Here is a 25,454-nt window from a genome sequence, read left to right as displayed (position 1 = left end):
CGTAATTATCTAAGTTATTACAGGGTTAATCAGGAATAGGCAATACTGTCGTATACTTGATTTTTTCCATTGCAAAGCTTGAAGTTACATCGATTAAACCATGAACACCATTAACTAACTTTTTATAAAACAAGTCATATGATTTCATATCATGAACTTCCACTTGCATAAGATAATCATACTCCCCAGCCATACGATAAAACATCAGAACTTCAGGAAGTTGACTAACAAAAGAAACAAATTGCTCATACCACTCACTATTATGATGCTGTGTTTTAATTGTCACAATCACCGTTAAACCTAAACCTAACTTCTCACCATCGAGTAAAGTGACTCGCCCTCGAATATAACCTTCATCTTCAAGCCTTTTTAATCTTTTCCAGCACGGAGTAGAGGTTAAATTAACAGCTTCCGCAAGGGTATTTAAGGATAAGCTGCTGTCATTTTGCAATAAACAAAGCAGTTTTTTGTCTATTTTATCTAACATAATTACTCTCTTGGCTTGGGTGTAAGTGCTTTTATCGTTATTTTATTAGCTGTATAACTATATTATGCAAAATTGAATAATTAAAAAACAATAAAAATGTTACCAAATACCATGATTATAGAATATTTTTATACAGATAACCAAATCAGCATATAAATAGTCCTTCAATCAAACTAATTTGATAAAAATAGAACTATGAATTACATCCCAGTATCGCTAACATGCTTTACTCTCTTTCCATCACATTTTGATAATGATATATCACCAAGGAGTACCTATGAAACGCGCAGTTGTGGTTTTTAGCGGAGGCCAAGACTCAACAACCTGTCTTATTCAAGCTTTGCAAAACTATGATGAAGTTCATTGTGTTACTTTTGATTACGGCCAGCGCCACCGTTTTGAAATCGAAGTCGCACAGAAATTGAGCGTATCTTTAGGTGCTACAGCACATAAAGTGTTAGATGTCACATTACTCAATGAATTAGCAATCAGCAGCTTAACTCGAGATAACATCCCAGTTCCTGATTTTTCAGAAAGCGAGTCCAGTACTTTACCCAGCACTTTTGTTCCAGGGCGCAACATTTTATTCCTCACATTAGCAGCAATTTATGCTTACCAAGTAAAAGCAGAAGCGGTGATAACCGGTGTTTGTGAAACTGATTTTTCAGGTTACCCAGATTGCCGAGATGAATTTGTCAAAGCCCTCAATCATGCTGTAGACCTCGGTCTTGCCAAAAATATTCGCTTTGAAACCCCATTAATGTGGTTAAATAAAGCCCAAACATGGGCTCTTGCCGACAGTTATGGCCACCTTGAAACCATCAGGCAGCAAACACTGACTTGTTATAATGGTATTCAAGGTGATGGTTGCGGTGAATGTGCTGCCTGCCATTTAAGGAGCAAGGGCTTAAATGAATATTTAAATGATAAAGAAGCCATCATGCTCTCATTAAAGCAAAAGCCATAATGAATTAGTCAAACACACAGCCTATCATTAGCTTATTCGTAATATTCAAGCTAATGGTAGGCTAGTTTTGAATAAAATCTTCAGAACCCACCTTGAATGACTCTAACTTCTCACGCAGCTGTTCATCGATAATAATTGCTTTATTCTCGATATTATTGATAAAAACAAATGTCACATAAGCATCTGAAACAACCTCTTGAATTCCTGCTTTAGTGCGAATAATTTGTTGATAACATACTGCGCTTTTACTGCCTATTTTGTCCATACGGGTCACCACAGTCAGCTCATCACCGAGTAAGACACCTTGTATATAATTTACATTAATATTCACCGCAGCTATTGTTAAATTGTTTTCTATAGCCCACCTAATAAAATTGCGTTTATTCATCCATTCCCAGCGGTCTGCTTCATAGAATTCTAAGTAACGTGCATTATTAACGTGCTGAAAAACATCTATATGATAACCATGAACTTTAATGTGTGTTGTCATAACTACTCCGACCAGTTTATTTTTTAATAACATAAAAATAACAAATGTACGGAAAATGTGCTGAATGATTATCAAGAATAAGACTTAGCTCCCAAATTATTTACAAGATGCTTAGTTTTCTGCTTAATTATTAACCTTAAATATATTCCCCCATACTTTGTATGGGGGATTTTAGTTACAAAGTTAACTTATCTTTATTCTTTTCTAAAAATGCAGGACCTATCCCCTGAACTTCTAAAATATTCTCAATGGAATTAAAAGCCCCATATTTTTGCCTATATTCAACGATAGCTTTAGCTTTTTGCCTACCTATGCCATTAAGTTTTTCGGCAAGTTCCTCTTCACCTGCTAAGTTAATATTTACCTTGTCAGACTGCTCATGGTTAGTTGATGGTGAGTTATTACTTACTTGTTTTTCTTGAGTGACAGCCGTAGTGGCTTTTTCTGGCTCAATTTTCTTAGCCAAAGAAAAAGAAGAAAATGAGCATAATAAAGAAAGGAGCAGAACAATACCTAATCTGCATTTATTGACTGAATTCCATAACATATTTGTTCTCCTGTGTATGTTGAGACACAACGATGCCATAGAAAAATATGGAACACTTTTTAATAAAATTAAAAATACGAAAGGCCACCCAAAGGTGGCCTTCTATTCATAACGTTACAATTTTACTTGCGAAGCTGCTCGCAATTATTCAATATTCAGCACTTCAATTTTTGCATTTTCACGCAAGTTAAGCATCAAAGCTTCGTTAACCGCAGAACTCATAGCGCCTTGGTATTCACGAGTTAGTTGTTTTAACTCGTCATCCGTTGGCTGACCTAATGTTACTTTATCTAGCTGAATAACCACATAGTTATCAGACTCATCACGCGCAAGTGCGTAGCTTGGTTTACCATCAACAGGTTGTGGCATTTCCATTGTCGCATTGATAACCGCTGTTTGTGGCATTAAACGAGAAACGGTTTGAGCATCAGAGAATTTAATACCCGTGGCACTTAGAGCTTCAGCCCCTTTACCCGCTTTTAACTCAGTAAGTAATTTATCGCCCGTAGCTTTCAACTCTGCTTCGGCTTTTTGGCGTTTAACCAGTGTTTCAATTTCTGACTTAACCTGTTCAAAAGGTTCAACACTTTCAGGTTTGTACTCTGTAACACGCACAACAAATGCACGGTCACCTTCCACGTTAATAACGTCTGAGTTGATTCCTTTAGAACCATTTTTATCCACTAAACGATCGCTAAATACTTCACTGACCACTTTAGGGAAATTAAGCGCAGCAGGTGGGTTTGTTCTATCAAACCAATCCGTTGTCACAGCCTTCAAACCAGATACAGATTCAACTGATACTAATGATTCCATATCACTCGTGGCCGCTTCACTGACTTTTTGCTGTAAATCATAGAATTGCTTAATGTTTTTATCTTGAAGTAAGCTAGTTTTAATGCTTTCTTCTACTTGTTCAAACGGTTTAATAGATTCTGGCTTAATATCATCTAAACGAAAAATAACATAGCTATTTTGTGATTTAACAGGTGCCGAAAGCTGCCCTTTTTCTGTTAATTTAGCATCCACAATTTCGCTTGGCGTTGATGCAGCTTCCATCCAACCAATCAGGCCTTTTTGCCCTGCACTGAATTTATCCGTTGATTTTTCAGCGGCTAACGTTGCAAAGTCTGCACCTTGTTTTAATTCATCCAGAATATCATTCGCTTCTTTTTCAGAAGCAACCTGAATCATACTGTACTGCTTTTGCTCTGCTTGAGTATAATTTTTCAGGTTTTGCTCATAATAGGTTTTTACTTCTTCATCAGACACTGTCGCTGGTGCCATCGATGCTGCATCCATTTCAACATAGCTTACTTGCACCTTCTCAGGTGAAATAAAGCTATTTTGGTTAGCATCATAATAGGACTTTAATTCTTCTTCAGAGGCTGTTTGTTTTGCTTGAACCTCTGCTAAATCTAAAATTGCAGTGCGAATTTCACGCTCTTGCATAAATAATTCAGCATACGCTTTAACTTCAGATGGTAAAGCGAAATCCGTTCCAGTAAAAGTTTTGGCTAGCTGAGCACGTGTAAGATCTTGGCGAATTTGAGCCGCAAGGCTATCTGCATTAATGTTGTTACGGCTTAAGATCTCACGATATTTTTCGCTATCAAACCGGCCATCTGTTTGGAAAACAGGCATTGAGAAAATATATTGCTCAATTTGCTGATCGCTTGCTGAGAGTTGTAGTTCATTAGCATACTGATTAATCAATTCATTGTTAATCAAGTTATCAAGAGCTTGGCGGCGCAGTAAATTCATGCTTTCTTCATTACTAGCGACTTCTGAAAATTTATCCCCCAGGTACTCTTGTAATGATTGGCGCTCTTGTTGAAAAGCCTGCTGTAGCTGCTCTCGGCTTATTGACTGCCCGTTAACTTCAGCGGCATTATTTGCACTGTTGCCACCAAGGCCACCCATCATAACGCCACCCAACACGAATGAAAGGATAATCAGCGCCAGTATTATTTTGAGCAAAGGACTATTCGCCTTTGTGCGTAAATTTTCCATCATAAAAAGGCTTAACTCCGCTTTGTTGAATTCAATTTCCTGATAATACGCTAATCTTAACTCAGAAAGAAAAAAAAGCGCACCATTTCAATGGTGCGCTTATATATTAGCTGATTAAAGACATTCCGTCAGTTTGAGTTTTCGCAAAAATACGAGAAAGACAAACTTAAATACCTAATTAGCTATTTACAGCGTCTTTAAGACCCTTACCTGGACGGAAAGCAGGAACTTTCGCCGCAGCTATTTTAATTTCTTTACCCGTTTGAGGGTTACGGCCTGTACGTGCTGCACGCTCACGAACAGAGAAAGTCCCAAAGCCAACTAGAGCAACATCGTCCCCTTTACTCAAAGAACCCGTTACGGTAGCAACGAACGCGTCAACAACACGACCTGCTGCAGCTTTAGAAATATTCGCATCAGAAGCGATTTGATCAATCAGTTGAGCTTTATTCACTCTTATCATCCCCATATTAGTTGGACTATAAATCTCTTAATTAACTATAGCAGTTATTAGTATAGTTAATTAATGATGCAGCCGTTATATCAATCCTGATTACCAATGGCAAGAGAACAGATTGCATACAAACAATTATCAGAATCATCGTTAAATTAGCGATGAAAAAAAAGGCTGACAAGCCCTAAATTAGCTGTCAGCCTTAATTTTATACAAACTTCTTGATTCAGCTCACTCTTTTAGCTTTCTTTTTAACTACTTCAGCTCCAAAAGGAGGATTAACTAAAGCCAAAGATAAGACTTCTTCAATCGTTTTCACAGGGTGAATTTCAAGATCTGCGATCACATTTTGAGGAATTTCTTCTAAATCACGTTCGTTTTCTTTAGGAATTAATACTGTTTTAATCCCTCCACGGTGTGCCGCCAATAATTTCTCTTTTAAGCCACCAATTGGGAAAACTAACCCTCTTAATGTAATTTCACCCGTCATAGCAACATCTGCTCTCACCGGATTACCCGTTAGGCAAGAAACTAATGCTGTAGACATCGCAATACCTGCACTTGGACCATCTTTTGGCGTTGCCCCTTCAGGTACGTGCACATGGATATCGCGTTTTTCATAAAAATCGCTATTAATACCCAGTTTTTCCGCTCGAGCTCTAACAACCGTTAATGCGGTTTGAATAGACTCTTGCATCACTTCACCTAAAGAACCGGTATAGGTTAGTTTGCCTTTACCGGGCACACAAGCAGTTTCAATCGTGAGTAAGTCACCACCAACTTCAGTCCAAGCAAGGCCTGTAACTTGCCCAACACGGTTTTCTGTGTCTGCTTGGCCGTAATCAAAACGACGAACTCCCAGATAATCTTTCAGGTTGTCCGCATTGATTTCAATGTGCTTGAGCTTTTTGTCCATAAGTAGCGCTTTAACCGCTTTACGGCATAATTTAGAGATTTCGCGCTCTAAACCACGAACTCCAGCCTCACGAGTGTAATAACGAATGATGCTCATTAAAGCACTATCATCGATAGTTAACTCATTCTTTTTCAACGCATTACGTTCAATCTGCTTAGACAGCAAATGTCTTTTCGCAATATTCAGTTTTTCATCTTCTGTATAACCAGAAAGGCGAATCACTTCCATACGATCTAACAATGGTGCAGGGATGTTCATTGAGTTCGATGTTGCAACGAACATCACATCAGACAAATCGTAATCCACTTCTAAGTAGTGGTCGTTAAAGGCAATATTTTGTTCTGGATCAAGCACCTCTAGTAATGCAGAGGCTGGGTCGCCACGCATATCAGATGACATTTTATCAATTTCATCCAGTAAAAATAGTGGGTTTTTGACGCCTACTTTTGCCATCTTTTGGATCAGCTTACCTGGCATTGAACCAATATAAGTACGACGGTGACCACGGATTTCAGCTTCATCGCGCACCCCACCTAATGCCATACGTGTATATTGGCGACCCGTAGCCTTAGCAATAGATTGCCCCAAAGAGGTTTTACCTACACCCGGAGGCCCAACCAAGCAAAGGATTGGCCCTTTAATTTTACTGACGCGGCTTTGCACTGCCAGATACTCTAAAATACGGTCTTTCACACGCTCTAAACCGTAGTGGTCGGTATCTAACACTTCTTGTGCTTTAACTAAGTCTTTTTTGACTTTGCTACGTTTATGCCATGGAACCTGCACCATCCAATCAATATAGCTACGGACAACAGTAGCTTCTGCTGACATCGGAGACATCATTTTCAGCTTCTGCAATTCTGCTTCGGCTTTTTCTTGTGCCTCTTTTGGCATTTTCGCTTCTTCGATTTTACGTTTTAGCGATTCATATTCGTCTGGCGCATCATCCATTTCACCCAGCTCTTTCTGAATAGCTTTCATTTGCTCATTCAGATAATACTCGCGCTGGCTTTTTTCCATCTGTTTTTTAACGCGGTTACGAATGCGTTTTTCCACTTGCAGCAACTCAGTTTCTGACTCCATCATGGCCATCAAAAACTCTACGCGTTCAGCAATATTTGCCATTTCTAAAACGCGTTGTTTATCTGCTAATTTTAATGGCATATGAGAGGCAATGGTATCTGCCAGTTTATCTAGCTGATCTTGTTCAATTGCATGTAACGCAGTTAGTACTTCAGGTGGAATCTTTTTATTCAGTTTTATATAGCTTTCAAACTGACTAACAATAGTGCGATACAATACTTCGTTTTCTTTTTCATCAAGTGCATCTGATGATTGAGAACCCGCTGCCGTTTCATCATACGGTGCGTGTTCAGATTCACTATTTTGCTCTGTTGCCAAATACTCTGCTTGCGCTAAGAAATATTCGCCATTATCTGTCAAACTGGTAATACGTGCGCGTCGTAGCCCTTCAACGAGGACCTTAACTGTACCATCAGGCAGTTTTAGCATCTGGATAACGGATGCAACTGTACCGACAGCAAATAAATCATTCACCCCTGGCTCATCAGTCGAGGCTTCTTTTTGTGCAACCAGCATTACCTGCTTGTCATGATCCATCGCTGCTTCCAGACTGTGAATGGATTTTTCACGTCCAACAAACAGTGGGATCACCATATGTGGGTATACCACTACATCACGCAGAGGCAATACTGGTATTTCAATGCGTTCGGAACGCTCAGGATTCATAAAGCTCTCTCTTCGTTTAGCTCACGCTAGTTTAAGGGTTTCTGTCTCTTGCTTTAAAATTGCTTTCTAAAACAAGGAAACCACACCTCAGAATATAAACTATATGGGGACAAGATTTTAGCATTCAATGGCTAGTTGAACATAAAAAACAAAATGAGGGAAACCCCTCATTTCGTTTGATTAACTATTGAACGTTTTATATGGGATTAGTTATCGCCGGAAGCTTGAGCATCAGGTTTGCTATATATCAATAGCGGCTCTGATTGCTCATTAATGACGTTTTCATCAACGACAACTTTTTCAACATTACTCATTGAAGGAAGGTCATACATCGTATTTAACAATGCAGCTTCAACAATAGAACGTAAACCACGAGCTCCGGTTTTACGTGCCATGGCTTTCTTAGCGATGGCTTTTAATGCTTCCTCACGGAACTCAAGCTCTGTATTTTCAAGACTAAATAAGGCTTGGTATTGCTTAGTTAATGCGTTTTTAGGTTCTTTCAGAATCTGAATTAATGCTTCTTCACTTAATTCAGTTAATGTTGCAACAACAGGCAAGCGACCAATAAACTCAGGGATTAAACCAAATTTAATTAAATCTTCTGGTTCTGCCTGCGTTAACAATTCGCCTTCCGTTGCTTTATCTGATTCACCTTTCACTTCTGCAGCAAAACCGATACCTGAACGGGTATTTAAACGCTGACCGATCACTTTATCGAGCCCTGCAAATGCCCCGCCACAAATGAAGAGGATCTTTGAGGTATCAACCTGCAAAAACTCTTGCTGAGGGTGCTTACGTCCCCCTTGTGGTGGTACTGCCGCAACAGTTCCTTCAATTAGTTTCAGAAGTGCTTGTTGCACACCTTCACCGGAAACGTCACGGGTAATTGATGGGTTATCTGATTTACGTGAAATTTTATCAATTTCATCAATGTATACGATACCACGTTGGGCTTTTTCAACATCGTAATCGCATTTTTGCAGTAATTTTTGAATAATATTTTCAACGTCTTCACCAACATAACCAGCTTCAGTTAATGTCGTTGCATCAGCCATTGTAAATGGTACATCCAAATAACGCGCTAAAGTTTCAGCTAAAAGTGTTTTACCACTACCTGTTGGTCCAATTAGCAAAATATTACTTTTACCTAATTCAACACCATCACTGGTTTTATCACCATTACGTAAGCGCTTGTAATGGTTATATACCGCAACAGCTAAAACTTTTTTCGCTTTTTCTTGACCGATGACATAGTCGTCAAGATGCTGCCGAATTTCATGTGGTGTAGGCAGTTCACTACGCTCACGATGCGGCGTAAGTTCTTTGATTTCTTCACGGATGATATCGAGACATAAATCTACGCATTCATCACAAATATAGACTGACGGACCGGCAATCAGCTTACGTACTTCATGCTGACTTTTTCCGCAGAAAGAGCAGTAAAGCAGTTTTCCTGTCCCCTCTTTGCGTTTATCTGTCATCAGTTGACCTCACTTTTATCCATATTGTTTCGTTTTCGTTGATTAAAAAAACAAAACAACGATTTTCTTTAAAATAGTTTATGGTATGAACTAATTATACCAAAAGTTAACCCATTAACGGCTACTATAAATTTGGTCGACTAAACCATACTCTTTTGCTTCATTTGCAGATAAGAAACGGTCACGCTCTGTGTCTCGAGTAATTTCTTCAATGGATTTTCCCGTATGCAGAGCCATTAACTCGTTCATTCGAGATTTCACTTTAAGAATCTCTTGGGCATGGATTTCGATATCTGACGCTTGGCCTTGATAACCCCCTAACGGTTGGTGGATCATCACGCGTGAATTTGGTAAGCAGAAACGTTTACCTTTGGTGCCCGCCGTCAATAAAAAAGCTCCCATGGAACAAGCTTGCCCCATACAAATAGTGCTTACATCAGGCTTGATAAACTGCATCGTATCGTAAATTGACATTCCTGCGGTAATAACGCCACCTGGTGAATTAATATACAAATGAATATCTTTTTCAGGGTTTTCTGCTTCAAGAAATAACATCTGAGCGACGATTAAATTCGCCATATGGTCTTCCACTTGACCGGTCAGGAAGATAATACGTTCTTTTAATAGACGTGAGTAAATATCATACGAGCGCTCACCACGAGAAGTTTGCTCTATGACCATAGGCACAAGGGCCATTTGAGATGCTAATTGTTCCTGACTGCCAAAATGTGACATCGAAATCTCCTATTCAAAACGTTCTGGTGCTTGCGCCTAATTTGCTGTCTGCCTGCTATTTTGAGCAGAGATCATGCCACAAACAACGGTTTTAAAAAATTCCTGTGTCTGCAGGCTCTTTCAATTCTCTTATTTTTCTAGTTTAGCTAATATTTAACCAAATAACTGCAGAAATAAGAAGAAAATGCAGCTAAGTATGCTGCAGTAAATAAGACGCTCTTTAAAAGAGTTTAACACAAGTCTATTGGGTTACATGGAATTATACCATTAGAAAACCATACTTGATTTTCAAGGGAAACAAAATAACTCAGTTGGTTAATATCACCGTTTTCGACAATGTTAAGCTATTCAAAATAGTTCAAATTGCAATTAAAATCCCATTTAGACTACTTGAAGTATAGATAATATAATTAGGGTTTAAATGTGTTTTTCAAGGGTATCCTAATTAAATTCGCTAAAGTGATAATTTAAAGGCTTTAATTGACAAAAAACCCGTAGCAGTACACCACGGGTTTCATTATTTTATACAGCAAGAAAAAATTAACCTGCTTGAACTTGGTTCATCAGTTCAGTGAAGTTAGTTTCTTTTTCTGTCACTTTAGCAACTGCCAATACAGTTTCAACAGCTTGTTCTTCTAAAGCTAAATTACGAACGCTGTTCATCAGCTCTTCGTTTTTGCTGTAGTATTCGATAACTTCAGCTGGATCTTCATACGCAGAAGCCATTTCTTCAATCAGCGCTTTAACACGATCTTCATCAGCTTTCAGTTCGTTTTTGTTGATCACTTCGCCTAACAGCAGACCAATCACTACGCGACGTTTTGCTTGTTCTTCAAACAGTTCACGAGGTAATTCCATCGCTTGTTTTTCGTCGCCACCAAAGCGTTGTGCCGCTTGACGACGCAGAACATCAATTTCACCATCAACAACTGCAGCTGGAACTTCGATGTCATTCGCTTTGATTAAGCCATCAAGAACTTGTGCTTTAACACGGTTACGCACGGCATTTTTCAGCTCACGTTCCATGTTTTTACGTACTTCTGCACGCAGGCCATCTAAAGAACCATCAGCGATACCAAAACGCTTGATAAATTCTTCAGTGAATTCAGGCAGTTCACGTTGTTCTACTTTCTTCAGAACGATAGCAAATTTCGCAGCTTTACCTTTCAGGTTTTCAGCATGGTAGTCTTCTGGGAAGTTAACTTCGATATCGAATTCTTCACCCGCTTTATGACCAACAACACCTTCTTCGAAACCTGGGATCATACGACCTTCGCCCATAACCAGAGCGAAATCTTCTGCTTTGCCGCCTTCGAATTCTTCACCATCGATAGAACCGGTAAAGTTGATAGTGATGCGAGAGTCAGCTTCTGCTGCCGCTTCAACTTCTTTCCACTGCGCTTGTTGCTTACGCAGAGTTTCTAACATATTTTCCAGATCTTCGTCTTTTACAGAAACTGCTGGTTTTTCAACTTCAATAGTTTCTAAACCTGCTAATTCGATTTCTGGGTAAACTTCGAATTCAACTGAATAAACAAAATCTTTACCATCTTCGAGTTGCTCAGGCTTGTAGCTAGGCGCACCCGCTGGATTGATTTTTTGTTCAATAATTGCGTTGATGAAGTTACGTTGCATTACATCGCCCAGAACGTCTTGCATAACAGACGCGCCATAACGCTGTTTAACGATGTTCATTGGTACTTTTCCTTTACGGAAACCATCAACACGTACTTTTTTAGCAACACTAACTAATTCGCTATTAACTGCTTTTTCAATATCAGTGGCAGGAACGGTGATTGTTACACGACGCCCAAGGCCTTGAGTCGTTTCAACAGAAACTTGCATCTTCTTACCTCAAAATAAATCTTAGTGATCGGTCTACTCCAGAGTTATGCCATTAAATCATAATGGCTGTCTCCCTTCCAGAACCGGGGGGCGTTACTTTTGTAACGGTCAATCCCTGATATCAGAAGCGTCCCGAAACCTTACTGAAAATTAGACGCAGCATTATACCGATGCATGCGCCCTGAGTCGAGAAAAGCTGAGAAAAGAAGCGTTTTTTCCTCATTATTTGTGACTTTTCTGACTAAATTTTTTGTTTTTTCACCTAAAGTGAAGAAAAAATATTCACCAAGCTCATCATTGAGCATGGCTGATTATGTAAAGCATAGTCTCAGTGTATTAACTGAAATGAAAAACTACCGATTAACACCGCCAACACCACGACAAGCTGGTGATTTTAACGCAGTGTCAGCAAGCTCATTCCACTCTTGTTGAGTATATGTATGCAAAGCAAGGGCATGGATCCCTCCCGATAATTCGTCCGCTAAAATAGCATAAATTTCGCGGTGACGGGCAAGCATTCGTTTATTTTCAAATTTATCACTCACTAAAATAACTTTGAAATGGCTTTCAGACCCCGGTAACACATTGTGTTGGTGGCTTTCATTAATGACCTCCAAATGTGTAGGTTCAAAAGCAACGTGTAACTTTTGGTTCACGAGAGATTGCATACTTTGAGCTGCATTAGCGACCATAAAATGTTCCTTAATTAAAAATTATGCCCAGAGGCAATTATTTTTATTGTACGCGTTGATTATTGCTATCTTCTTATTATAGAAATATCCGATAATAACTTACCAATGTTATGATAGCGGCACATTGATGCGAATTTTTTCAAAAATTGTTGTCTAATAGTTCAGGATAAATAAGCCGCTAAGCTTTATATTGAACGACGGATACCCGCACCATAACGAAACATTTTCAATTAGGAAAGATGAACTGGAAAAAATTATGTTAAGAAAACTGTGTTTTCCACTTTTAGGGTTATTTCTTCTTGCGGGCTGTGCAACCAGCAGCAATACATTATCACTAGAGCCTAAGATAGCTTTACCTGCGAAAAACCCTACACTGAATGCAACTTCAATTAGTGTCAGCAGTGTCGATAACCGTACGAATAAATCCTTAGCAGAAGTTAATCGTAATGGTAGTTTAGTTGTACTGAACCCTTCACGCGATCCTCGTTATCTGATGCAAGAAGCCGTCGAAAAGCAAATGGCTGCACGTGGGTTTATGGTGACATCACCGGCAAATGTGAATTTAGTCGTTCAATTGAATAAACTCGATACCAAAGTAAGTGAAGGCAGCCTGCGCCATAATATTACTGTAAACTCCAGTGTCAGTATTATTGCAACAGCGCCAAATGGCTCGACAAAAACACGTTCATTTACCCGTAATTTTAATACACAAGAATTATTGGCTGCCAATAATGCCAAGATAGAAACGGCTATCAATAGCGCATTAACTGATTTAATTGCAGATATGGCAACAGACCAAGAAATCACCGATTTTATCAGACAAAATTCACGCTATTAATTGAGCAATCATTATCATTAAGTATTATGCTACCTAAGCTCTCATTGATTGAGCTTGGGTAGCATAGCGCAGCCAATACCTCTGCAGCGCAATGTATTGCAGCAATATCACACTGGCTTAGAGGGAAATAATGCCTCGTTTTACTCTACCAAATAACATCACTTTAATCCTTTTAGGCTTTGTTTCTGGTCTACCTTTAGCTTTAACTGCAGGTACATTACAAGCTTGGCTAACTGTTGAAAATGTCGATATAAAAACCATTGGTTTCTTTTCATTAGTCGGACAGGCTTATGTGTTGAAATTTCTTTGGTCTCCAATGATGGACCGCTATACCCCACCCTTTCTTGGTCGTCGAAGAGGATGGCTATTAACCACTCAAATTCTGTTGATTATCAGCATTGCCGCTATGGGCTTTATGAATCCGTCAGAACATTTGTGGTACCTTGCTGCACTGGCGGTCACTGTTGCATTTTGTTCAGCCTCGCAAGACATTGTTTTTGATGCTTATAAAACCGACTTGCTGAGTGCAGAAGAACGTGGAATTGGCGCTGCAACCTCAGTTATGGGTTACCGGATCAGTATGTTAGTCTCAGGCGGCCTTGCACTTTGGTTAGCGGATAAGTTTTTAACGTGGAAACAACTTTATTTAGTCATGGCAGGGCTAATGATTATCGGTGTTATTGCTACATTACTTGCGAAAGAACCCGAAGAGAGTTGTGCTGCGCCAACGTCACTAAAAAAAGCGATTTACGAACCACTCGCTGAATTCTTTAGCCGGAACAATGCTTGGCTAATCTTACTACTGTTAGTTTTTTACAAACTTGGTGACGCCTTTGTGATGGCGCTCAACACCAATTTTCTATTAAATGCCCTTGGTTTTAGTTTAAGTGAAGTGGGTACCGTCAATAAAACTGTCGGTATGGCCGCAACCATTATTGGGGCGTTACTTGGTGGTTACTTAATGAAAAACATGAGCTTATTTAAAGCTCTGTTTATTTTTGGGCTTCTACAAGGTGGCTCTAATATAGGCTATTGGTTCTTAGCGATAACACCACCTCATATCCTAACCATGGGGTCGATTATATTTCTAGAAAATATCTTTTCTGGTATGGGAACCGCTGCTTTTGTCGCCCTATTAATGACACTATGTAATAAATCGTTATCCGCAACGCAATTTGCACTTCTTTCCGCTCTTTCGGCTGTAGGCCGTGTTTATATTGGCCCAGTTGCGAGTATTTTCGTCAGTAATTATGGCTGGCCACTATTCTACCTTATTTCAATCGCAGTTGCGGTTCCGGGTGTTTTGCTTTTATTAGCTTGCCGGACATCCCTAATATACACACAAGCAACAGGGTTATTTCAGCGGCGCCAGCTGTATGCAAAAGGCTATCGCATTGCCGTATATGCACTTATTACTGCCGTTAGCTTCCTTGCTATTTGGTTACTTTCATTACTTGTATTTTCATTTAGTGGTATGAAAGTTTATCTATTTACTACACAAATTGAATTTTGGCTGAGTTTACCTCACTACCAAAATCTTATTTTTAATACTGGCATTAGTATTGGTGCTATCAGCCTAGTTATTGGTGGTAGTTTAGACTACCTCGCCGTTCGCAAGACAGTACAACAATAACCCTTTCTATACTTTTCTCATTAACCCAACGATTACCTAAATAAAGTTTACTTATTTAGGTAATTTGATCTTTACCTATAAATTAGATCCAAATAACAAAACAAAGCGATAATGTCAAAATATCGTGATTGCGATCACTTCATACGTGCAAAATATTTCTTAATTGCAACTTTCAAGTCTAATATATCACAAGTTATAAATTGGTTAGCTAAAATGTTAATAACTAACGCTTTACTAAACCCCATTAATCTATAAGTGAAAATAATCTATATATGAAAAAAATCATTTACATTGCCACCTTAATTTCTCTAGCAGGTACGGCATATTCTGACGATATTATTGGCTATAAAAATGGCTTTGCTGATGTCAATGTAAACTATTTAGATTGGTCACATCGTACTGAAAATAAAACAGAAAATACGACACGTAAAAAAGACTTTGCCTATATTGAACTTGAAGGAGGTGCCAATTTTAATTGGGGGGAGTTATATGGTTTTTTTGATCTCGAAAACCCATTCCACAGCCAACACACCGATTCAGGACGAAATAAACGTTATACCATTAAAACAACAGGCCGCTTTTATTTAGGTGACACTGGTTTCAACCTATATGGCCATGTTTATGGTACTTGGTCATTACCTGGTGCCAAATATGGTGGTAATTTCCATGATGTGAACACTTTATATGGTATTGGCTATAACACGGCATTCGGTGACTTATGGTTTAAACCTTTTATTGCCCTTAATTACACCGACCAGACATTCTATTCAGGTAATAATGGATATGTCGCGGGTTGGGTAGCCGGCTATAATTTCAGCGTATTTGACGAAAATTTCATGATAACGAACTGGCATGAAATGGAGTTTGCTAGGAACAAACGCTATAACGGAGGCAAGAGTAATGGCATAAATGGCGCTCTCGCTTTTTGGTGGAATGCCACAAACCATGTTTCTGCTGGGGTACAATACCGCTATGCTGATAATAAATTAGGCGATACTTTCTACCAAGATGCAATCATTTATACATTAAAGTATACCTTTTAGCGCTCGATAGAGAATTGTATCAGAGTTAATAGTTTTCTTTTTTTTATCAGTAAAATAAGATTTTTTTTTATGATTTAGCCGATAAAGCAACCAAAATAGCTTTATCGGCAATAAAAACTGTAACTTCCCTTAGCATATTGCTAATCATTTATATCAGTTTCACTGTTTTTTCATTTCTTTTGTATATATTTTTCTTTGAAAAATTACTAAGATAATTTACTATTAATTGAGTTTTATCAATGCATACTTATAAACCTCATCAATTTTAACGTTTTCTTTATAAGCTCTTTACATGTGATCATATTAACATAAAGAGCTAACAATTCCGTTTCTTTGCCTTACAATCATTTACACTCGCATAACCTTACCGTAAAATGCCCGCACTGATGAAACGACAATTAGAATCTTTGTCATTTGGGGTCGTGGATGAGACTTATGAACTACAAAAAAAGCATTGGAGCAATCTCACTCGTTGTAGCTACCTTACTATTAGGTGGTTGCGATATGGTGTTGATGGATCCAAAAGGCGCCGTTGGCGTTAAACAAAAAGAGCTAATTCTTATTGCAATTGGCTTAATGCTACTTGTTGTTATTCCTGTTATTTTCATGACGATTATCTTCGCAAGAAAATACCGTGAATCCAACACGTCAGCTACTTACCGTCCTAACTGGGCTCACTCGAATAAAATTGAGTTAGTCTGCTGGACTGTTCCTATCATCATTATCATTATTCTGGGTGCTATCACTTGGAAGACGACACATGAGCTGGACCCGTATCAGCCATTAGTGAGTGATCAGGAACCTGTCACTATTGAAGTTATTTCCGCTGACTGGAAATGGATATTCATTTATCCAGAGCAAGGAATTGCAACAGTTAATGAAATCGCATTCCCTACAGGTGTGCCAGTTAACTTCAAAATCACGTCAGATTCGGTGATGAACTCCTTCTTCATTCCATCTTTAGGTGGCCAAATCTACGCGATGGCGGGTATGCAAACAAAGCTTCACTTAATCGCTAACGAACCAGGTACTTATAAAGGCTTCTCTGCAAGCTACAGTGGCCACGGTTTCTCTGATATGAAGTTTAATGCTATTGCAACTCCAGATCGTCAAGGTTTTGATGAGTGGGTACAAAAGGTAAAAGCTTCTCCTAAAACAATGGACACCATGCAGGCATTCGACGAAGTCGCTAAGCCAAGCATGAACGTTCCTGTTACCTACTTCTCTAGCGTGAAGCCTAAACTTTATGAAGATATCGTTCTGAAGTTTGGTCATGAGCACCATAAAGGTCACGCTCCTGTAGAAAATCAAAGTCATTCAATGACTGACCATAACGATGCTACAGGCAATTCAATGCAAATGAGCCACAGTGCTCATGCAGCAGGCGCTGAGGAATAAGGGCATGTTCGGAAAATTAACACTAGATGCAGTTCCGCTCCATGAGCCGATTATCGTTGTTACACTGATTGCTATTGTCCTTGGTGGGCTTGGCTTAGTCGGTGTGATCTCCTACTTCGGTAAGTGGAAATGGCTGTGGAAAGAATGGTTAACCTCTGTTGACCATAAGAAAATTGGTGTCATGTACATCATTGTGGCGATGGTCATGTTATTCCGTGGCTTCGCTGATGCAATCATGATGCGTGGGCAGCAAGTTCTAGCTTCTGCTGGCCAAGAGGGTTTCTTAAATCCTCATCACTATGACCAAATCTTTACCGCGCACGGCGTTATCATGATTTTCTTCATGGCAACTCCATTCGTTGTTGGTCTGATGAACTTAGTTGTACCTCTGCAAATTGGTGCACGAGATGTGGCGTTCCCATTCCTTAACTCATTGAGCTTCTGGTTCTTTGTTGTTGGTGTTGTATTAATCAACATCTCTCTAGGGGTAGGTGAATTCGCACAGACTGGTTGGTTGGCTTATCCGCCGTTATCAGGCTTGGAGTACAACCCTGGGGTCGGGGTCGATTACTGGCTCTGGAGTCTCCAGATATCCGGGATTGGTACACTATTAACAGGGGTTAACTTCATCGCGACTATTATCCGTATGCGTACGCCGGGTATGTCGATGATGAAAATGCCTGTATTCAGCTGGGCTGCGTTATGTACTAACGTATTGATTGTTGCTGCTTTCCCTATCTTAACTGTTACATTAACGCTTCTGACGTTAGACCGTTATTTAGGCACCCATTTCTTCACTAATGATATGGGCGGCAACATGATGATGTACATCAACCTGATTTGGGCATGGGGTCACCCTGAGGTGTATATCCTTGTTCTGCCTGTGTTCGGTGTATTCTCTGAAGTTGCAGCAACCTTCTCGAAAAAACGTTTATTCGGTTATACCTCATTAGTTTGGGCGACAATCGTGATTACCGTTATGTCCTTCATCGTTTGGTTGCACCACTTCTTTACGATGGGTTCAGGAGCGAACGTTAACGCCTTCTTTGGTATCGCCACAATGATTATCGCAATCCCTACAGGGGTTAAGATTTTCAACTGGTTGTTTACCATGTACCAAGGTCGTATCGAATTTAAATCACCTATGCTGTGGACTATCGGTTTCATCATCACCTTCTCTGTCGGTGGTATGACGGGTGTTCTGCTTGCTGTTCCAGGTGCAAACTTCGTTCTGCATAACAGTTTATTCCTGATTGCTCACTTCCATAACGTTATTATTGGTGGTGTTGTATTCGGATGCTTCGCGGGTATGACTTACTGGTTCCCGAAAGCATATGGCTTCACGCTAAATGAGAAATGGGGTGTTCGTGCCTTCTGGTTCTGGATCATCGGTTTCTTCATGGCCTTTATGCCACTGTATATTCTTGGCTTTATGGGTATGACCCGTCGTTTAAGTCAGAATATTGACCCGACTTACCACACAATGCTAGTTGTTGCTGCGGGTGGTGCTGCGTTAATCGCAATCGGTATTGCATGCCAAGTTATCCAAATCATCGTGAGTATCCGTGACCGTCATGAAAACCGTGATTTAACCGGTGACCCATGGGGTGGACGTACACTTGAGTGGGCGACATCTTCTCCACCACCATTCTATAACTTTGCGATTGAACCTCACGTTCAAACTCGTGATGCGTGGTGGGATCTAAAAGAAAAAGGCCTTGCTCACAAGAAACCGGCTTCATATGAAGAAATTCATATGCCGAAAAATACAGGCGCTGGCGTTATTATCGCTGCATTTAGCTTGGTTTTAGGTTTCGCAATGATCTGGCACATCTGGTGGCTCGCAATCATTGGTTTCGGTGGAATGATCGTAACTTGGATTGCAAAAAGCTTCGACGAAGATGTTGATTACTACGTACCTGTGGCTGAAATCGAAGAAATCGAGAATAAGCACTTTGAAGAATTGCGTAAGGCAGGTGTGAACGATGTCAACTAATACAATGACTAACCAAAATATCGCCCATGCTGAGCATGGGCACCACGATACAGGTGGAACAAAAGTATTCGGTTTCTGGCTCTATATTATGAGCGACTTGATTCTGTTTGCTTGTTTGTTTGCTACCTATGTTGTTTTGGCCGATGGAACTGCCGGCGGACCAGCTGGTAAAGATATCTTCAGTCTGAAGTTCGTATTAGGCGAAACCTTCTTACTGTTAGTGAGTAGTATTACTTACGGCTTCGCAATGATCGCGATGCATAAAGGTAAGATTGCTGCCGTTAACTTATGGCTGTTTGCAACGTTCCTGTTAGGCCTTGGCTTCGTGATCATGGAAGTCTATGAGTTCCATGAACTGATCGCAGAAGGCTTTGGCCCTGACCGTAGCGGTTTCTTATCTGGCTTCTTTGCACTTGTTGCAACACACGGTCTACACGTAACAGCAGGTCTGATTTGGATTATCATTATGATGATTCAAGTGACTCGCCGTGGCTTAACTGATGTCAATAAAACACGTTTAAACTGCCTAAGTTTGTTCTGGCACTTCTTAGACGTTGTTTGGATTTGTGTATTTACCGTTGTTTATCTTCTGGGGGCTATTTAAATGAGTCATGCAAAAGATGCTCACACTGGAGCAAGCCACGGTAGCGTTAAAACATACCTAATTGGCTTTATTCTATCAGTTATCCTGACAGTGATTCCTTTCTGGATGGTGATGGAAGGTACAGCGTCAACCTCAGCAATCCTTTGGACTGTAGTAGGTATGGCTGTTGTGCAAATTCTAGTTCATTTGGTTTGTTTTTTACATATGAATACATCATCAGATGAGCGCTGGAATTTAGTTGCCTTCCTGTTCACGATGCTAATTGTTGGTATCGTGGTCATCGGCTCGCTGTGGATTATGTACAACCTGAACATCAATATGATGCTCGACTAAAGAGTTGCCGATATGTTTAAGCAATACCTGCAAGTGACCAAACCAGGAATTATATTCGGAAACTTGATTTCTGTGATCGGTGGTTTTTTATTGGCTTCAAAAGGGTCAATTGATTACCCACTGTTCGTTGCGACTTTGCTGGGTGTATCACTGGTCGTGGCTTCTGGTTGTGTTTTTAACAACTACATCGACCGTGATATCGACCGTATCATGGAGAGAACGAAGAATCGCCCTTTAGTTAAAGGGTTGATTGATCCGAAAGTTAGCCTGATTTACGCTGCTGCATTGGGTATTGCTGGTATGGTGCTGCTACTTGTAGCAGCCAATGCGCTGGCAATGCTGCTTGCAGTTATCGGTTTCATTGTTTATGTAGGTGTTTATAGCCTATATATGAAACGTAAATCCGTTTATGGCACGCTGATTGGCAGCCTTTCAGGCGCAGCACCACCGGTTATCGGTTACTGCGCTGTTACAAATGAATTCGATATGGGTGCTCTTATCCTGTTATTGATATTCAGTTTGTGGCAGATGCCTCATTCTTATGCCATTGCTATCTTCCGTTTTAAGGATTACAAAGCCGCAAACATTCCTGTGTTACCGGTTATTAAAGGAATTTCCGTCGCGAAGACGCACATTTTCCTGTATATCCTAGCGTTTATGGTCGCAACATTAATGTTAGCTATCAGCGGATACGCGGGCTATAAGTACCTCATCGTAGGTGCAGCAGTCAGCTTATGGTGGCTAGGTATGGCAATTTCGGGTTTCAAAACCGAAAATGACGACCGAGTCTGGGCAAGAAAACTATTCATCTTCTCAATCGTAGCAATTACTTCATTGAGTGTAATGATGTCAGTTGATCCTATAGTCTCAAGCGATACTGTTATAGCTCTCGTCAGATAACTTATCTGTTTACTGATGATAACAATGTCTAAACGGCGGGCCTTCCCCGCCGTTTTTATTTGTCTCTAACTGCTTTTACAACTCACTTTTACTTATTCTGCCTATCCTTATGAATCTATTTTATGGTTAAATAGCCGCTTGCCATTGATAAGCTAGATATTAAATGCACTATTAAAATTCTAATAGATTGATACTAAAAATATAACACCACAACGTACTGCATATTTGTTCAAGTTGTTGTATTTACTAATATGTGACCTAAGTAGCAGAGAGAAGCCAACACCGCTACAGCACGAAATATGAAGAATAAAAATGAATGATAACAAAATGACATCCGCAGAGCTTAGATCCACTTGGGGATTAGGCTCTGTTTTCTCCTTGCGAATGCTTGGAATGTTTATGGTATTACCTATTTTGACCAGCTATGGGATGCATTTACAGGGAGCTAACGAGTTCTTAGTAGGTGTCGCTATTGGTATCTACGGTCTTAGCCAAGCTATTTTCCAAATCCCTTTTGGTTTGATGTCAGACAAAATCGGAAGAAAGCCTTTAATTATTATTGGGTTAGTCATTTTTATTATCGGAAGTATCGTTGCAGCATTAAGCGATTCTATTTGGGGAATTATTATTGGGCGTGCTTTACAAGGCGCCGGAGCAATTTCTGCTGCTGTTATGGCGCTACTCTCTGACCTAACTCGAGAGCAAAATCGGACTAAAGCCATGGCATTTTTGGGTATTAGTTTCGGTTTAACTTTTGCCATTGCCCTAGTTCTTGGCCCAATACTCACCAACGTGGTGGGGTTAAGTGGCCTATTTTGGGGAATTGCACTACTTGCAGCTGGTGCTATTGCAGTGACTGTTTTTATTGTTCCTAGTACCAATACTCATGTTCTAAACCGTGAGTCTGCATTTGTGCAAAGTAATTTAAAAACGGTTTTAATGCACCCTCAGCTACTCAAATTAAATATAGGTATCCTCAGCTTACATACCCTACTGATGTCCAGTTTTGTGGCTCTACCTCTTATTATGACTGATTCTGGTTTTTTAGCGAAAGACCATTGGAAAGCCTATTTAGTCACGATGTTAATCGCCTTTGTTACCGTACTTCCTTTCATAATTTATGCGGAAAAATACCGCAAAATGAAGCAGGTCTTCTTATTTTGTATTGTCGTTTTGGCATTGGCTGAAATTACCTTATGGTTTTCTGGTAATCACTTATGGGTGATTTTCTTAGGTATCCAACTATTTTTTATTGCTTTCAATATTATGGAAGCCATTTTACCGTCACTCATAAGCAAAGAGGCACCTGCTGGCTATAAAGGAACTGCCATGGGCGTATACTCCACCAGCCAGTTTTTAGGTGTTGCCATTGGCGGTATTGTCGGTGGGTGGTTGTACAGCTTTGAAGGTGCTAATACGGTTTTTATTGGCGGACTAATATTAACCATTATCTGGTTTATCATTAGCTTAACTATGCAGCAACCTCCGTATGTCAGCAGTATTCGTATTGAATTACCCAATCATATTGGAGATACAAGGGCTCTTGAGAAGAAATTACAAGCCCAGAAAGGGGTGATGGAAGCACTCGTCGTTGACGAAGAATATAGTGCTTATGTTAAAGTTGATAGAAAAATCATCAATCGAGAACAACTTGAAGCATTAATAAATCAGTAAAAATTAGCCCGCTAGCGCGGGCTTTAAACGAATACTTGAAAAATAACTAGTCGCGGAAGTTATTAAACTGAAAAGGTTGGCCTAAGTTCCCGCCACGTACTAATGCCATAACCGATTGTAAATCATCACGGGCTTTGCCTGTCACACGCACTTGGTCACCTTGAACTTGTGCTTGGACTTTCAATTTACTGTCTTTAATCAATTTAACGATTTTTTTGGCAATTGCAGCATCAATACCTTGTTTGAACGTAACTTCAACGCTATAGGTTTTTCCACTATGAATGATATCTTCAGGCACATTCAATACCGCACCATCAATACCACGTTTTGCCATTTTTTCTCTTAAAATATCAACTAACTGAAGTACCTGGAAATCCGATTCACTAGTGATTTTAACTGATTCATTTTTGTCATTGAGCTCAAAACTGGCTTCAACATTTTTAAAATCCCAACGGCTGGTTAACTCACGCTGCGCATTCTCCACCGCATTACGTACTTCATTCATTTCCACTTCAGATACAATGTCAAATGATGGCATAGCTAGAACCTCACTGATAATTTTTAGATTGTGCGCATGATAACGTTTTTACTCACATTACTTCAAGTTATCGGAGCCTATGATATTTCGTTAACTACAACTTCGTATGGTAAAAGGTTATACTGGTGATAAATCACTTCCGCCTTACCTTATAAGACGTTAAAGTCCCATATTCAAAGGGGAAACAATGAAAATAACTCTAATTGGTTGTGGTGCGATAGGTAAACTGTGGCTTGCTTCACTTGCAATACAAGGGCATGACATACAAGGTTGGCTACGTGTTGCACAGTCTGATTTATTCGTCGATGTTAATGAACCTGATGGACGTACTTTCCGAGAACTGATTCCTTCTAATAATATTAACCACTTACAAACCAGTGAATTAATCATTGTCTGTTTAAAAGCATGGCAAGTTTCTGATGCTTTATTACCTTTGATTAATACTATCCCAGAAAATACGCCTATTTTATTACTGCATAATGGCATGGGAACGGTTGAAGAGCTGACGCCTTTACGCCATCCTATCTTAGCGGGCGTCACAACCCATGCGGCTTGGCAAGAAAATAACCAAGTATTTCATGTCGCAAATGGGATCACACATATTGGCGCTATCAATTCCCAAGCACAAGCATACTACCCAATAGCAGATATCTTGCATGAAGCCTTACCTGATGTGGCTTGGCATAATAATATTTTAACCACTTGCTGGCGTAAATTGATTGTAAACTGTGTCATTAACCCACTAACAGTAGAACATGACTGTAAAAATGGTGAATTAATCCAACATTCTGCACAAATATCTCGGATCATTGATGAAATATGTCATGTTATGGCGGCAGAAGGGCTGCATACGGATAAAGCAGAGCTAACAGAGTATATTTACGGCATTATTAATAATACCGCTGATAACTATTCTTCTATGTTACAAGATATACGAAACAATCGCCGTACAGAGATTGATTACATCACTGGCTTTTTAATCAAACAAGCACGAGCTCATGGGATCAGTACACCTGAAAACGATCGCCTTTACCATTTAGTCAAAAATAGAGAACAACAATATGACGACATCCGTTCTAATCTGCATCGCTCATGGTAGTGAAGAAATTGAATTTACCATTACTGCTGATTTATTAGTTAGAGCAGGTATTGATGTGACTTTAGCGAGCGTGACGGAAGATGGTTCTTTAACCATTACCGCTTCACGAGGGCTAAAAATTAGTGCCGATACCCCATTGATTAAAGTTGCTGATGAACCTTTTGATGCCATTGTACTGCCTGGTGGTATGACTGGAGCGGAAACATTTCGTGATAGCCCACTGGTTGTGGAAAAAGTTCGCCGAATGCATCTTGATGGTAAAATTGTGGCGGCTATTTGTGCGGCGCCAGCGCTTGTACTTGAATATCACCAATTGTTTCCGCTAGGTAATATGACTGGTTTTCCATCAATGAAAGATAAAATTCCAGCCCATAAATGGGTCGATCGCCGAGTCTACTTTGATGAACGCGTTAATTTATTAACAAGTCAAGGGCCCGCAACGTCCTTTGATTTTGCCTTAAAATTGATTGAGTTATTGGTCGGGCGCGAAATTGCAGGCCAAGTTGCAGCCCAATTAGTTTTACCTAATGGTATTAATGATTATTTAGAGGATTAACGGAAAAATCCGCTATTAACAACGAATGATTAAAATCATTTAATCGTTTGAATAATAAAGGATTAAAATAAAAACCCTCAACAAAAAACCTTTGTTTATCACCATTTTTTGCTATGATTGTCGCGGGTGCTTGGATCATTTTAGTTCAAGCATTTGTGAGAGCCAAAAAGACGAAAGCCCCGAATTTAGATGTTAATCTTAATCCGAGGCAGTTTCCAAATCTCAACAATTTGATTCTGTCTCCTTTTAGAAAAGGAGTCAAGAGGAATGGCCAAAATTGCCCTTCTGGGGCTAGTTACCGTGTGCCTTACGGTGTTGTGTTTTTCGTTATTGATGCAAGAAAGGCTGTGCTCTTTCAGTATCAGTAGCGGAAACACACTGGTTCAAGCTACGTTATCTTGCGATAACTAGTCTTGTGGGGGAAACTTTCCCCCACATTTCTCTTTAGTGATGATTTGGTGGT

Annotated in this window: 24 protein-coding genes; 13 read left to right on the top strand and 11 right to left on the bottom strand. The window is 39.7% G+C overall.

The annotated features are described in order from the left end of the window. Nucleotides 1–25: 25 nt before the first annotated feature. Entirely contained in the window at nt 26–487 is a 462-nt protein-coding gene (locus FVA69_RS03775; protein WP_004905429.1) for an Lrp/AsnC family transcriptional regulator, read from the bottom strand. Nucleotides 488–764: 277 nt separating this feature from the next. On the opposite strand from FVA69_RS03775, the gene queC reads away from it, so the two are divergent. Next, nucleotides 765–1,454 carry a 7-cyano-7-deazaguanine synthase QueC gene (gene queC, locus FVA69_RS03770; protein WP_109911897.1) on the top strand — a complete coding sequence of 230 codons (690 nt, stop codon included), beginning with the start codon at nt 765–767 and terminating at the stop codon, nt 1,452–1,454. 61 nt (nt 1,455–1,515) lie between these two features. On the opposite strand, the gene FVA69_RS03765 is transcribed toward queC, so the two are convergent. The 9 genes from FVA69_RS03765 to bolA all read right to left on the bottom strand — a co-directional run bounded on the left by FVA69_RS03765 (nt 1,516) and on the right by bolA (nt 12,379). Further along, nucleotides 1,516–1,944, bottom strand: a complete 429-nt coding sequence (locus FVA69_RS03765) for an acyl-CoA thioesterase (RefSeq protein WP_109911896.1) — start codon at nt 1,942–1,944, stop codon at nt 1,516–1,518. Between the two features lie 175 nt (nt 1,945–2,119). Further along, on the bottom strand, nt 2,120–2,491 hold the full coding sequence (locus FVA69_RS03760; RefSeq protein ID WP_109911895.1) for a ComEA family DNA-binding protein: 372 nt from the start codon (nt 2,489–2,491) through the stop codon (nt 2,120–2,122). Nucleotides 2,492–2,635: 144 nt separating this feature from the next. After that, the gene (ppiD, locus tag FVA69_RS03755; protein ID WP_164528435.1) at nt 2,636–4,507 is read right to left on the bottom strand and encodes a peptidylprolyl isomerase; all 1,872 of its coding nucleotides are present in this window, start codon (nt 4,505–4,507) and stop codon (nt 2,636–2,638) included. 175 nt (nt 4,508–4,682) lie between these two features. Continuing rightward, the gene (gene hupB / locus FVA69_RS03750) at nt 4,683–4,958 is read right to left on the bottom strand and encodes a nucleoid-associated protein HU-beta (RefSeq protein ID WP_004914513.1); all 276 of its coding nucleotides are present in this window, start codon (nt 4,956–4,958) and stop codon (nt 4,683–4,685) included. Between the two features lie 226 nt (nt 4,959–5,184). Beyond that, complete coding sequence (gene lon, locus FVA69_RS03745) at nt 5,185–7,623, bottom strand: endopeptidase La (RefSeq protein WP_004914515.1); 2,439 nt, start codon at nt 7,621–7,623, stop codon at nt 5,185–5,187. Nucleotides 7,624–7,829: 206 nt separating this feature from the next. Further along, complete coding sequence (clpX, locus tag FVA69_RS03740) at nt 7,830–9,107, bottom strand: ATP-dependent protease ATP-binding subunit ClpX (protein WP_004914518.1); 1,278 nt, start codon at nt 9,105–9,107, stop codon at nt 7,830–7,832. A 114-nt stretch (nt 9,108–9,221) separates the two neighbouring features. Further along, nucleotides 9,222–9,842, bottom strand: a complete 621-nt coding sequence (gene clpP / locus FVA69_RS03735; protein WP_004905443.1) for an ATP-dependent Clp endopeptidase proteolytic subunit ClpP — start codon at nt 9,840–9,842, stop codon at nt 9,222–9,224. A 540-nt stretch (nt 9,843–10,382) separates the two neighbouring features. Further along, entirely contained in the window at nt 10,383–11,687 is a 1,305-nt protein-coding gene (tig, locus tag FVA69_RS03730) for a trigger factor (RefSeq protein WP_004914522.1), read from the bottom strand. A 353-nt stretch (nt 11,688–12,040) separates the two neighbouring features. Next, a complete protein-coding gene (bolA, locus tag FVA69_RS03725; RefSeq protein ID WP_004914525.1) occupies nt 12,041–12,379 on the bottom strand; it encodes a transcriptional regulator BolA in 339 nt (112 codons plus the stop codon). A 256-nt stretch (nt 12,380–12,635) separates the two neighbouring features. Between bolA and FVA69_RS03720 the strand changes: the two genes are divergently transcribed. From FVA69_RS03720 to FVA69_RS03680, 9 genes are all read left to right on the top strand, one after another. Beyond that, nucleotides 12,636–13,217, top strand: coding sequence for a YajG family lipoprotein (locus FVA69_RS03720; RefSeq protein WP_004914528.1), 582 nt, complete (start codon nt 12,636–12,638; stop codon nt 13,215–13,217). 130 nt (nt 13,218–13,347) lie between these two features. Beyond that, complete coding sequence (ampG, locus tag FVA69_RS03715; RefSeq protein ID WP_004914530.1) at nt 13,348–14,850, top strand: muropeptide MFS transporter AmpG; 1,503 nt, start codon at nt 13,348–13,350, stop codon at nt 14,848–14,850. Nucleotides 14,851–15,122: 272 nt separating this feature from the next. Beyond that, the gene (locus FVA69_RS03710; RefSeq protein ID WP_004914534.1) at nt 15,123–15,893 is read left to right on the top strand and encodes an outer membrane protein OmpK; all 771 of its coding nucleotides are present in this window, start codon (nt 15,123–15,125) and stop codon (nt 15,891–15,893) included. A 426-nt stretch (nt 15,894–16,319) separates the two neighbouring features. Further along, entirely contained in the window at nt 16,320–17,291 is a 972-nt protein-coding gene (gene cyoA / locus FVA69_RS03705; protein WP_042851662.1) for a cytochrome o ubiquinol oxidase subunit II, read from the top strand. A gap of 4 nt (nt 17,292–17,295) precedes the next feature. Continuing rightward, entirely contained in the window at nt 17,296–19,287 is a 1,992-nt protein-coding gene (gene cyoB, locus FVA69_RS03700; protein WP_004914540.1) for a cytochrome o ubiquinol oxidase subunit I, read from the top strand. After that, nucleotides 19,277–19,891 (top strand): cytochrome o ubiquinol oxidase subunit III, encoded by a 615-nt coding sequence (locus FVA69_RS03695; protein WP_109911890.1) that lies wholly within the window; start codon nt 19,277–19,279, stop codon nt 19,889–19,891. Before cyoB ends, FVA69_RS03695 begins: the two co-directional genes overlap by 11 nt. Continuing rightward, the gene (locus FVA69_RS03690; protein ID WP_004905459.1) at nt 19,892–20,224 is read left to right on the top strand and encodes a cytochrome o ubiquinol oxidase subunit IV; all 333 of its coding nucleotides are present in this window, start codon (nt 19,892–19,894) and stop codon (nt 20,222–20,224) included. 12 nt (nt 20,225–20,236) lie between these two features. Beyond that, on the top strand, nt 20,237–21,124 hold the full coding sequence (gene cyoE, locus FVA69_RS03685) for a heme o synthase (protein WP_004914545.1): 888 nt from the start codon (nt 20,237–20,239) through the stop codon (nt 21,122–21,124). Nucleotides 21,125–21,436: 312 nt separating this feature from the next. After that, nucleotides 21,437–22,798, top strand: a complete 1,362-nt coding sequence (locus tag FVA69_RS03680) for an MFS transporter (protein WP_117162855.1) — start codon at nt 21,437–21,439, stop codon at nt 22,796–22,798. 46 nt (nt 22,799–22,844) lie between these two features. Here FVA69_RS03680 and FVA69_RS03675 read toward each other — a convergent pair whose 3' ends face one another. Then, on the bottom strand, nt 22,845–23,336 hold the full coding sequence (locus FVA69_RS03675; protein ID WP_109911888.1) for a YajQ family cyclic di-GMP-binding protein: 492 nt from the start codon (nt 23,334–23,336) through the stop codon (nt 22,845–22,847). 187 nt (nt 23,337–23,523) lie between these two features. Here FVA69_RS03675 and panE point away from each other — a divergent pair, with 187 nt between their 5' ends. From panE to FVA69_RS03660, 3 genes are all read left to right on the top strand, one after another. Beyond that, on the top strand, nt 23,524–24,435 hold the full coding sequence (panE, locus tag FVA69_RS03670; protein ID WP_109911887.1) for a 2-dehydropantoate 2-reductase: 912 nt from the start codon (nt 23,524–23,526) through the stop codon (nt 24,433–24,435). Next, nucleotides 24,398–24,991, top strand: a complete 594-nt coding sequence (gene yajL / locus FVA69_RS03665) for a protein deglycase YajL (RefSeq protein ID WP_004914556.1) — start codon at nt 24,398–24,400, stop codon at nt 24,989–24,991. The genes panE and yajL overlap by 38 nt, the downstream gene beginning before the upstream one ends. Nucleotides 24,992–25,258: 267 nt before the next feature. Then, entirely contained in the window at nt 25,259–25,402 is a 144-nt protein-coding gene (locus FVA69_RS03660) for a Hok/Gef family protein (protein ID WP_004905468.1), read from the top strand. Nucleotides 25,403–25,454 lie beyond the last annotated feature (52 nt).

This window comes from Providencia sp. PROV004, assembly GCF_011045615.1.
In the GTDB taxonomy this organism is placed as follows: Bacteria; Pseudomonadota; Gammaproteobacteria; order Enterobacterales; family Enterobacteriaceae; genus Providencia; species Providencia rettgeri.
Note: the sequence above shows the minus strand (reverse complement) of the source record. Positions and strands in the feature narration are given on the sequence as shown.